This is a genomic window from Klebsiella sp. 64, from assembly GCF_018223915.1.
GTDB classification, from domain to species: Bacteria; Pseudomonadota; Gammaproteobacteria; order Enterobacterales; family Enterobacteriaceae; genus Klebsiella; species Klebsiella pneumoniae.
Window position 1 is genome coordinate 1 of sequence record NZ_JAGRQZ010000055.1, and the last position, 9,801, is coordinate 9,801.

General features: G+C 63.0%; 9 protein-coding genes. 6 read left to right on the top strand and 3 right to left on the bottom strand.

Annotated elements, in window-relative coordinates; translation table 11 throughout:
* Positions 1–290: 290 nt before the first annotated feature.
* Entirely contained in the window at positions 291–1,010 is a 720-nt protein-coding gene (locus KHQ23_RS25785) for a phosphodiester glycosidase family protein (protein WP_004176956.1), read from the bottom strand.
* A gap of 47 nt (positions 1,011–1,057) precedes the next feature.
* On the bottom strand, positions 1,058–2,173 hold the full coding sequence (locus KHQ23_RS25790; protein ID WP_211776810.1) for a YbdK family carboxylate-amine ligase: 1,116 nt from the start codon (positions 2,171–2,173) through the stop codon (positions 1,058–1,060).
* Between the two features lie 326 nt (positions 2,174–2,499).
* Here KHQ23_RS25790 and KHQ23_RS25795 point away from each other — a divergent pair, with 326 nt between their 5' ends.
* From KHQ23_RS25795 to KHQ23_RS25820, 6 genes are all read left to right on the top strand, one after another.
* Positions 2,500–4,167, top strand: coding sequence for an ABC transporter substrate-binding protein (locus KHQ23_RS25795; RefSeq protein WP_004191441.1), 1,668 nt, complete (start codon positions 2,500–2,502; stop codon positions 4,165–4,167).
* An 18-nt stretch (positions 4,168–4,185) separates the two neighbouring features.
* Positions 4,186–5,139 (top strand): ABC transporter permease, encoded by a 954-nt coding sequence (locus tag KHQ23_RS25800; protein WP_004178910.1) that lies wholly within the window; start codon positions 4,186–4,188, stop codon positions 5,137–5,139.
* Positions 5,140–5,141: 2 nt separating this feature from the next.
* Positions 5,142–6,035 (top strand): ABC transporter permease, encoded by an 894-nt coding sequence (locus KHQ23_RS25805; protein ID WP_008805546.1) that lies wholly within the window; start codon positions 5,142–5,144, stop codon positions 6,033–6,035.
* A 3-nt stretch (positions 6,036–6,038) separates the two neighbouring features.
* On the top strand, positions 6,039–7,076 hold the full coding sequence (locus KHQ23_RS25810) for an ABC transporter ATP-binding protein (RefSeq protein ID WP_047694454.1): 1,038 nt from the start codon (positions 6,039–6,041) through the stop codon (positions 7,074–7,076).
* Positions 7,066–8,076, top strand: a complete 1,011-nt coding sequence (locus tag KHQ23_RS25815) for an ABC transporter ATP-binding protein (RefSeq protein ID WP_073553757.1) — start codon at positions 7,066–7,068, stop codon at positions 8,074–8,076. The genes KHQ23_RS25810 and KHQ23_RS25815 overlap by 11 nt, the downstream gene beginning before the upstream one ends.
* 97 nt (positions 8,077–8,173) lie before the next feature.
* The gene (locus tag KHQ23_RS25820; RefSeq protein ID WP_032434167.1) at positions 8,174–9,442 is read left to right on the top strand and encodes a Zn-dependent hydrolase; all 1,269 of its coding nucleotides are present in this window, start codon (positions 8,174–8,176) and stop codon (positions 9,440–9,442) included.
* 103 nt (positions 9,443–9,545) lie between these two features.
* On the opposite strand, the gene KHQ23_RS25825 is transcribed toward KHQ23_RS25820, so the two are convergent.
* Positions 9,546–9,801: EamA family transporter (locus KHQ23_RS25825; RefSeq protein WP_211777064.1), on the bottom strand; the 256-nt coding region annotated here is incomplete at its 5' end.

Here is a 9,801-nt window from a genome sequence, read left to right on the forward strand (position 1 = left end):
CCCCTCTCCCTTTGGGAGAGGGGTAGGGTGAGGGTGGGTTTTGCGTTCACGTTGCGTTTGGGCGTGAGCCCCGCCTTATCTGCCGACCTTCGGTTCGCCGATTTCAGCGGGAATCAGCCCTGCTGCACGCCCGTAGATTTCAGGAGCCACACCATAGCGAACAGACTCTGTAGGCCCGGTAAGCGCAGCGCCACCGGGCAAGGACATCGGGCACGGCGGCAATACCTTGCCCGGCCTGTCGTTAATTTATTCACTCTCCTGGCTGGAATGGCCGCCCCCAAATGCGCCCGCTATTTTCTCTCCACCGTTATCATGGTCACGAACGGATGATACTGCCACGGCACGCTGCCGCCTTTGCGGTACATCTTCGACAGGGTGCCGTCGAGATAAAGCATCTGCCGCACGCCAAGCTTTGACTGCGCATAGCAGGCAAAATCGTAAAAGTTGGTCTCGCGATCGCTGAGCATAAACACCACCCGGCCCTGCTTATCGATACCAACCCCGTTGCGCAGCTTGCGCGAACTGGCGGAGGGCTTCAGTCGCCAGTTGATGACGCCATTTTCAATCAGCATCGGGCCGGACTGCACCGCATAGCGGATGGCGGGAGAGGGTTTGTACGCCGGCAGCGGCACGATTTTCGCCCGGCCGTTTTCCACCAGGAATACGCCGCCGGGGCGGATAAAGAAGTTCCCGCCGCCGGCGGAGCGGTTTACCGGCGTCAGCCGTTTGCCGTCTTCGATATACAGCCCCAGCGGCGCGTAGGCCTTATCGTAAATGCCGCCGTTCATCGCCATCTGCACCCGGCCGTCGCCATCGATACCCGCCAGCAGCGAACGCAGGGAACCCCAGGCTTTGCCGTGCCGATCCTGCCAGTACATCGCAATGCGTTCTTTCTGCGCATCCACCCGATAGCTCTGCAGGGTCAGCGTCGGGTCGGTGAGGGTACAGGCGGCGCTGGCGACGGCGGCCAGGGGCAGCAGCGCCAGAGGGAGCAGGCAACGTAATAACATGGGCAGTCCTTTCTATAGTCTGCGCCGAGTATACCCGCCTCGCTGCCTTATGCCGCCCAAATCTCACAGTGTTTTTGCACCAGCCCGGAAAGCGAACCGCCGTTGGCGATAAAGTCGCGCATCTGCTGCGCCTCGCTGTGCGGCGATTTCGCCTGGCGAACCACCGCCTCCAGCGCTGCAGTCGCCTTCAGCTGATGGGCGAAAGGGGCCAGCCGGTCGGCGAGCTGCAGGATCTCCTGGCGGATGCTGCGCTGCTCCCCGCTGCGCACGTCGGTGAGGGTCCCGTCCAGCCCGTAGCGGCAGGCCTGATAGCGGTTAAAGGGGTACAGCAGATAATCATCAGGCTGGTGCTTAAAAGGACGCTCCGTCAACAGCCAGCAGGCCAGGGTCTGAATAAAGCCGGCGATGTGGATCGCCTGGGCAAGGGTCAGGGGGGTGTCCATCACCCGCACCTCGACGGTACCAAACTGCGGGCTGGGGCGAATATCCCAGTGCAGATCCTTCATGCTATCGATCATGCTGGTGTAGCTCAGCTGGCGGAACAGGCGACGAAACCCCTGCCAGTCGGCCACCCACGGCATCGGACCGTTGTCGGGATAGGAGGAGAAGCGGTTCAGGCGTGAACAGGCGAAACGGCTGTCGGTACTGTCAAACCACGGCGAGGCGGCGTTAAGGGCGATGAAGTGCGGTACAAAGCGCGACAGGCCATGCAGCAGATAGATGGCGTCATCGCCGCTCTGGCAGCCGACGTGCACATGCTGGCCAAAGACCGTCGACTGCTGTGCCAGATAGCCAAAATGCTCGACGGTTTTGACATAGCGCGGGTTATCGCTGATTTGCTGGCGCTGCCAGGCATGAAAGGGGTGGGAACCGCCGCCGCAGATCTGCAGATGATGGCGCAGCGCCGCGCGCTGGACCGCCTGCTGGATGGCGCTGAGCTGGATTTGCGCATGGCTGATGTCGCGGCACACCCCGGTGGCGATCTCCAGCATGCTCTCGGTGATGTCGTGTTTGGCTTCTCCCACGGTCAGCTCATGCTGGACGTCGGCAATCAGCGTCGAGGCATCCTGGCTGAGGTCGTAACCCGGCGGGTTCACCACCTGCAGCTCCAGTTCGATACCGAGGGTAAAAGGATCGGAGCGGTGAAAATCGGCTAAAGGCATAGTCTCTCCCGGTCGATGTGTTCCCTGAAGTATAGAAGGGATTGATCCCGACGGAGAATACGCGGCGGCGGTGGACGGGGGATGAATAAAAAGTGACGCAGAGTGATTATTTGAAATTTGCCATATAGCGGCTGGTGCAATTCTGCAACATATTTCCCGCTGGCGGTGCGGCGGAATAAGGCGCAATTATTTTCCCATAATTATCATGGTGATAATATAAGTCATTCTTATTTTACCGGTCGGTTTTGACCTATTTTCGTCCGCGTAAGAGCTGGTACGCATTTTGCCTGTTAATCCGTGACATTTTATTTAACAGGGATCATGTGATGCACAAAAAGACGTTATTTTCGCGTGCCGGTCGTCTCGCCGTGGCGGTGAGCGGCGCACTGGCCCTGGCGGGCGCCGCCTTACCTGCCAACGCCTCCACGCTGCGGATCGCCATGACCGCCGCGGATATTCCATTAACCCTTGGCCAGCCGGATCAAGGCTATGAGGGCAACCGCTTTACCGGCATCCCGCTGTACGACGCGCTGGTGGAGTGGGATCTGTCGCAAGGTGAAAAGCCCAGCGGTCTGGTGCCGGGGCTGGCGACCGAGTGGCACATCGATCCGCAGAATACCAGCCGCTGGATTTTCACCCTGCGTCCGGGGGTGAAGTTTCATGATGGGACGGAGGTGAACGCCGACGCCATCGTCTGGAACGTGGATAAGGTACTGAATAAAGCGGCGCCGCAGTACGCCCCGGGTCAGATCGGCAACACCCTGTCGCGCATGCCGACCCTCACCGGCGCAGAGAAAATTGACGACCACACCGTGGCGCTGACCACCTCGGAACCGGATGCGCTGCTGCCGTACAACATCACCAACCTGTTTATCGTCTCGCCGACGGCGTGGCAGAAGCAGTATGACGCGGTGCCGGCCAGCGTGGGAGATAGCGCCGCGCGCAGCAAACAGGCGTGGACCGCCTTCGCCGCCCACGCGGTGGGTAGCGGCCCGTTCAAACTGGAGAAGCTGGTGCCGCGTCAGCAGCTGATCCTCGATAAAAACCCCGACTACTGGAACAAAGATCGCATTCCCCGGGTGGATAAAGTGGTGCTGATCCCCTTGCCGGAGGCCAACGCCCGTACCGCGGCGCTGTTGTCGAAGCAGGTGGACTGGATTGAAGCCCCGGCGCCGGACGCCATCGATCAGATCAAGTCTCAGGGTTTTCACCTCTACGCCAACACCCAGCCGCATCTGTGGCCCTGGCAGTTCTCCTTTGAAAAAGGATCGCCGTGGCAGGACATCCGCGTGCGCAAAGCGGCCAACTTGTGTCTGAACCGTGCTGAGCTGAAGAGCTACCTCGGCGGCTATATGACCGAGGCCACTGGGGTCTACGAGGCTGACAGCCCGTGGCATGGCAAACCCACCTTCCAGATCAAATATGACCCGGACGCCGCCCGCCAGCTAATGACCGAGGCCGGATACAGTGCCAGCAAACCGCTGCACGTCACGGTGGCTACCTCGGCCTCCGGCTCCGGGCAGATGCAGCCCTTGCCGATGAACGAGTATATCCAGCAGAGCCTGAAGAGCTGCTTCTTCAATGTGGATATCAAAGTGGTGGAATGGAACACCCTGTTTACCAACTGGCGCCTGGGCGCCCGGGACCCCTCGGCGAAAGGGATCGATGCGATCAACGTCAGCGCCGCGGTTAACGATCCTTACTTTGGCCTGATCCGCTTCTCGACGGCCAAAGCGTTTCCGCCGGTGGCGACCAACTGGGGTTACTTTTCCACGCCGGAGACGGAGAAGCTGGCCGCCGCCGTCAAGCACGCCTTTACCCCGGCGGAGATGAACAAAGCGGCCGGTGAGTTGCACGCCGCGCTGGTGGATCAGGTGCCATTCCTGTTTGTCGCCCACGACGTCGGGCCGCGTGCGATTTCCCCTGCGGTGACCGGGGTGGTGCAACCGCAGAGCTGGTTTATCGACCTCAGCCTGGTGAGCAAAAAAGAGTAATCGCGAAAGGGGCGACCGATGATCAATACGCTGCTATACCGCATTCTGCTGGCTATCCCCACCATGCTGGGGGTGGCGGTGATCTGTTTCATGCTGGTGCAGATCGCCCCGGGCGACCCGCTGGTGTCGGTGATGCCGCCGGACGCCTCGGAGGCGCTGCGTCAGACATTAATGCAGGCTTACGGCTTTGATAAGCCGCTGCCCCTGCAGTTTATCCACTGGCTGTGGCGGGCGCTGCACGGCGACCTTGGTATGTCGGTCGCCACCGGCCGCCCGGTGATAGACGAAGTGATGACCGCGGTGGCTTACTCTCTGCGCTTGGCGCTGCTGGCGACGGCGATCGGTTTTGTCCTCGGCAGCCTGTTCGGCTTTGTCGCTGGCTATTTTCGCAACAGCGTCATTGACCGTCTGGCCTCGGTATTGTCGGTGTTTGGCGTCAGCGTGCCGCACTACTGGCTGGGGATGCTGCTGGTGATCCTCTGCAGCGTCAAGTTCGCGCTGCTGCCGGCCACCGGCGGCGGGCCGATAGGCGAGGTGGGCTGGCAATGGGACTGGGCGCACCTGCAGTTCATGCTGCTGCCGGCCCTCACCCTGTCGGTGATCCCGACCGGGATTATCGCCCGCACCGTGCGCTCGCAGGTGGCCGATATCCTCAGCCAGGAGTTTATCGTTGGCCTGCGCGCCCGCGGGCTCAACGAGTCGCGCATCTTTGTCCATGTCATGAAAAATGCCGCGCCCACCGCGCTGGCGGTGATGGGGCTGCAGGTGGGCTATCTGATGGGCGGCTCGATCCTTGTAGAGACCGTTTTCTCCTGGCCGGGAACCGGATTGCTGCTCAATACCGCCATTTTTCAGCGCGACCTGCCCCTGCTGCAGGGCACCATCTGGGTGCTGGCGCTGTTTTTCGTGCTGCTCAACCTGCTGGTGGATATTCTGCAGACCACCCTCGACCCGCGTATTAAGAGGAGCTGACCATGGTGGATACAGCAACGACGAAAGCGGTCCCGGCCGCAGCGGCCCACGCTTCCCGGCAAGGTTACTGGCGCGGCGTGCTGCGCCGCCTACTGCGCGACCCCGGCGGGGTGGTGGTGGGCGTGGTGATCCTCCTGCTGCTGGCCCTGGCGCTGTTCGGTCCGTGGCTTATCGTCAAAGATCCCTATCAAACGTCGATGTTCCTGCGCCTGAAACCCATCGGCAGCGACGGCTTCCCGCTGGGCTCGGATGAGCTGGGACGCGACATGCTGTCGCGGCTGATCCTTGGCACCCGACTGTCGCTGTTTATGGGAATTGTCCCGGTGGTGTTCGCCTTTTTTATCGGCGGGGCCATCGGGATTATCGCCGGCTATACGGGCGGCAAAACCAATACCGTGATTATGCGCACCGTGGATGTGTTCTATGCCTTTCCCTCCGTCCTGCTGGCGATTGCGCTGTCGGGAGCGTTGGGGGCGGGCATCGGCAATGCGCTGTTGTCGCTGACCCTCGTGTTTGTCCCGCAGGTGGCGCGGATTGCCGAGAGCGTGACCGCCCAGGTGCGGCATATGGACTATATCGACGCCGCCCGGGCCACTGGCGCCAGCGCGTTGACCATTATCCGCGTCCAGGTGTTGGGCAACGTGCTCGGGCCGATCTTCGTCTTCTCCACCGGGCTGATTTCGGTGTGCATGATCCTCGCCTCCGGCCTGTCGTTTCTCGGCCTCGGCGTGCGGCCGCCGGAGCCCGAGTGGGGGCTGATGCTCAATACGCTGCGCACGGCAATCTATACCCAGCCGTGGGTGGCCGCCCTGCCGGGCCTGATGATTTTTATCACCTCCATTTCGTTCAATATCCTCGCGGACCGCCTGCGTGCGGCAATGGCGATTAAGGAGTAAGCGATGCAACCCTTTATCAATATCGACCTTGGCGGGCCGGCGCAGCCGCTGCTGAAGGTCAATCACCTGCTGAAGTACTTTCGCAGCGGCAAAGGCCGGGAGGTGGTGCAGGCGGTGGACGATATCAGCTTCACGGTGATGAAAGGCGAAACCCTGGGGGTGGTCGGCGAGTCGGGCTGCGGCAAATCGACCACCGCCCGGCTGCTGATGCAGTTGCTCACCCAGGACAGCGGCGAACTGATCTTCGACGGACAGGGGGTCGGCTCGTCACGTCTGCCGCTGAAAGCCTACCGTCGCCAGGTGCAGATGGTTTTCCAGGATAGCTATGCTTCGCTCAATCCGCGCCTGACCATGGAGGAGAGCATCGCCTTCGGCCAGCGCGTCCACGGCGTCAGCGCCAGAGAGGCCAGCGAATATGCCCGCTATCTGCTGGCGCACGTTGGCCTTGAGCCGGCGCGCTTTGCCGACCGCTACCCGCATGCGCTCTCCGGCGGCCAGCGGCAGCGGGTGAATATCGCCCGCGCGCTGGCGATGAAGCCGCGGCTGGTGATCCTCGATGAGGCTGTGTCGGCGCTGGATAAATCGGTGGAAGCCCAGGTGCTGCAGCTGCTGCAGGAGCTTAAACGGACTCTCGAGCTGACCTACGTGTTCATCAGCCACGATCTACACGTGGTTCGCTGGCTGTCGGATCGGATCCTCGTCATGTACCTTGGCGAAGTGGTGGAGATTGGCCCGGCGGAGCAGCTGTTTACCGCCTCCGCCCACCCCTATACCCGGGCGCTGTTAAGCTCGATGCCCTCCATGGACCCGGAAAACCGCACCCTGACCTCGCCGCTAAGCGGCGATCCCCCCAGCCCCATCGCGCCGCCGAGCGGCTGCCGCTTTCACACCCGCTGCCCGCATGTGAAGGCGGTCTGCGCCGAGGTGAAACCGCGGCTGGAGGCGGTCGGGGAGGGGCACCAGAGCGCCTGCCTGATGGCGCAGCCGGCCTCGCCCTGGCATCAAAGCATCCCCCTTAAGGAGGTCAGCCATGTCGGATAACGCCTTTGTCCATGTGCGCGACCTGCGGGTCGTCTTTCGCCGCGACGGGCAGACCATCAACGCGGTCAATGGAGTCTCCTTTGAGGTACAAAAGGGGGAGGTGATGGCGCTGATTGGCGAGTCGGGTTCCGGCAAGAGCGTGACCCTGCGGGCGCTGATGCGCCTGCACCCGCCAGGGAGCAGTGAGCTCTCCGGCACCCTGCAGGTGGGGGATGACGAGGTGCTGACGATGAGCGCCAGCCAGCTGCGGCGCTATCGCGGCGGACGCTGCGCGATGATTTTTCAGGAGCCGCTGCTGGCCTTCGATCCGGTCTACACCGTCGGGCAGCAGATTATTGAAGGGTTGCGCCGCCACGAAGGGCTGTCGCGCCAGGCGGCCCGGGACAGGGCGCTGGAGGCCCTGCGCCAGGTGCGCATTCCCAGCCCCGAGCGGCGGCTGGATGCTTACCCGCACGAGATGTCCGGCGGAATGCGCCAGCGGGCGATGATCGCCCTTGCGCTCTCCTGTAACCCGAAGCTGCTGCTGGCGGATGAGCCGACCACCGCCCTCGACGCCACGGTGCAAATCCAGATCCTGATCCTGCTGCGCGAGCAGCAAAAGCAGCGCGGGCTGTCGATCGTGTTTGTGACCCACGATATCGGCGCCGCGATGGAGATCGCCGACCGGGTGGCGGTGATGTACGCCGGGCGGATCGTCGAGGAAGCGTCGATGAGCGAGATCCTGCGCCACCCGCGCCATCCTTATACCCAGGTGCTGCTGGGCAGTCGGCCGAAAGAGGGGCTTAAGAAAGGTGATGCCCTGCACTGCATTCCCGGCGCGCCGCCGGATCTGGCGCGCTTGCCGCCCGGCTGCGCCTTTGCCGAGCGCTGCCCGCACCGTCGCCCGGTCTGTGAGCAGAGTCTGCCGCCGACGGAATCCGTCGCGGAGCGCCACGCGGTGAGTTGCCACCGCTGGCGCGAGCTGGCGATTGACGCTAACGCCCAGGCCCTGGCCGTCTGATCGGCGGCAAAAAACCATACAGGATGAAGACCAGGCGTTGATAGCGCATTCCCACCGCCGGTTACGCTGGCGGCGACCTTGATGTCAGGAGACTACCATGAGCAGTGATGTACTTTTTACCCCCGCGACCGACACCACCGGCTGGCGCATCAATGGCGACCGCCTGTGGGCGTCGTTAATGGATCTCGCGCAGATCGGCGCCACGCCGAAGGGCGGCTGCCGCCGTCTGACCCTCACCGACCTCGACCGCCAGGGGCGGGACAAGGTAATAGGCTGGGCGCGGGAGGCCGGGATGAACGTCACCATCGATAAAATCGGCAATGTGTTTATGCGCCGGGAAGGCCGCAACCCCGGCCTGCCGCCCATCGTCTCCGGCAGCCATATTGACACCCAGCCCACCGGCGGCAAATTTGACGGCAACTACGGCGTGCTGGCGGCGCTGGAGGTGGTGCGCACGCTCAACGATCTGCAGATTGCCACCGACGCGCCGATTGAGGTGGTGTTCTGGACCAACGAAGAGGGGTCGCGCTTTGTACCGGTGATGATGGGCTCCGGGGTCTTTGCCGGCGTCTTCCCGCTGGAAGAGACCTGGGCCGTCACGGATAAAGAGGGTGTCAGCGTCGGCGAGGCGCTGGAGCAGATCGGCTATATCGGCGAGCAGACCCCGGGGGACCATCCCATCGGCGCCTATTTTGAGGCGCACATTGAGCAGGGGCCGATTCTCGAAGATGAAGCGAAAACCATCGGTATCGTGCAGGGCGTGCTGGGGATCCGCTGGTACGACTGCGTGGTCACCGGCCAGGCCTCGCACGCCGGACCCACGCCGATGCGCCTGCGTCAGGATGCCCTGCAGGTGGCGACCCGCATTATGCAGGAAGTGGTGGCCATTGCCGGGCGCAGCGAAGAGGGACGCGGCACGGTCGGTAGCGTGCAGGTGTGGCCCAACAGCCGCAACGTGGTGCCCGGGGAGGTCACCTTCTCCATTGATATGCGCAATCTCAGCGATGCGCTGGTGGACGAGATGGATCGCCAGCTGCGGGCGTTTATCGCGGAGGTTGAGCGGGAGAGCGGTCTGCAGGTGGCCCTGAAGCAGGTAAGCCACTATCCGGCGGCGCCGTTCGATGCCGAATGCCAGCAGGCCATTGCCGATGCCGCGCAGCGGCTGGGCTATCCGGCGCGGCCGATCGTCTCCGGCGCCGGGCATGACGCAGTGTATATGAGCTACCTGGCGCCCACCGGGATGATTTTTATCCCCTGCAAGGACGGGATCAGCCATAACGAAATTGAGTATGCCTCGCCGGAGCACGTCGCCGCCGGCGCCAACGTGCTGCTGCAGGTGATGCTTCAGTACGCGCGGCCGGTGTAGACGGTCGTCCTCCCCGGCGACGCGACCTCCAGCCGTTTATCATGCTATAGCCCGGGTAAGGCGGTTACGCCGCCGCGACCCGGGACGGCGGATGACGGGGCGGTCAATCACGGCTCGGGCTCCCTGCGCCAACCCGCTGGCGGCCAAATTTGCGCGAGCCCACCACGCACAGCACCACGCCCAGCGTGACCGCCAGCATCAAGGGGCTGACGGTTTCGTGCAACAGCGCCGCCGACAGGCCTAGTCCGAAGAACGGCTGCAATAGCTGGAGCTGGCCGACGGCGGCGATCCCGCCCGCGGCCAGCCCTTTGTACCAAAAGATGAAACCGATCAGCATGCTGAACAGCGACACATAGCCG

Bases quoted from the DNA above. Each gene is read 5' to 3' on its own strand.
- KHQ23_RS25785 (WP_004176956.1), bottom strand. From the start codon at position 1,010: ATGTTATTACGTTGCCTGCTCCCTCTGGCGCTGCTGCCCCTGGCCGCC.
- KHQ23_RS25790 (WP_211776810.1), bottom strand. From the start codon at position 2,173: ATGCCTTTAGCCGATTTTCACCGCTCCGATCCTTTTACCCTCGGTATC.
- KHQ23_RS25795 (WP_004191441.1), top strand. From the start codon at position 2,500: ATGCACAAAAAGACGTTATTTTCGCGTGCCGGTCGTCTCGCCGTGGCG.
- KHQ23_RS25800 (WP_004178910.1), top strand. From the start codon at position 4,186: ATGATCAATACGCTGCTATACCGCATTCTGCTGGCTATCCCCACCATG.
- KHQ23_RS25805 (WP_008805546.1), top strand. From the start codon at position 5,142: ATGGTGGATACAGCAACGACGAAAGCGGTCCCGGCCGCAGCGGCCCAC.
- KHQ23_RS25810 (WP_047694454.1), top strand. From the start codon at position 6,039: ATGCAACCCTTTATCAATATCGACCTTGGCGGGCCGGCGCAGCCGCTG.
- KHQ23_RS25815 (WP_073553757.1), top strand. From the start codon at position 7,066: ATGTCGGATAACGCCTTTGTCCATGTGCGCGACCTGCGGGTCGTCTTT.
- KHQ23_RS25820 (WP_032434167.1), top strand. From the start codon at position 8,174: ATGAGCAGTGATGTACTTTTTACCCCCGCGACCGACACCACCGGCTGG.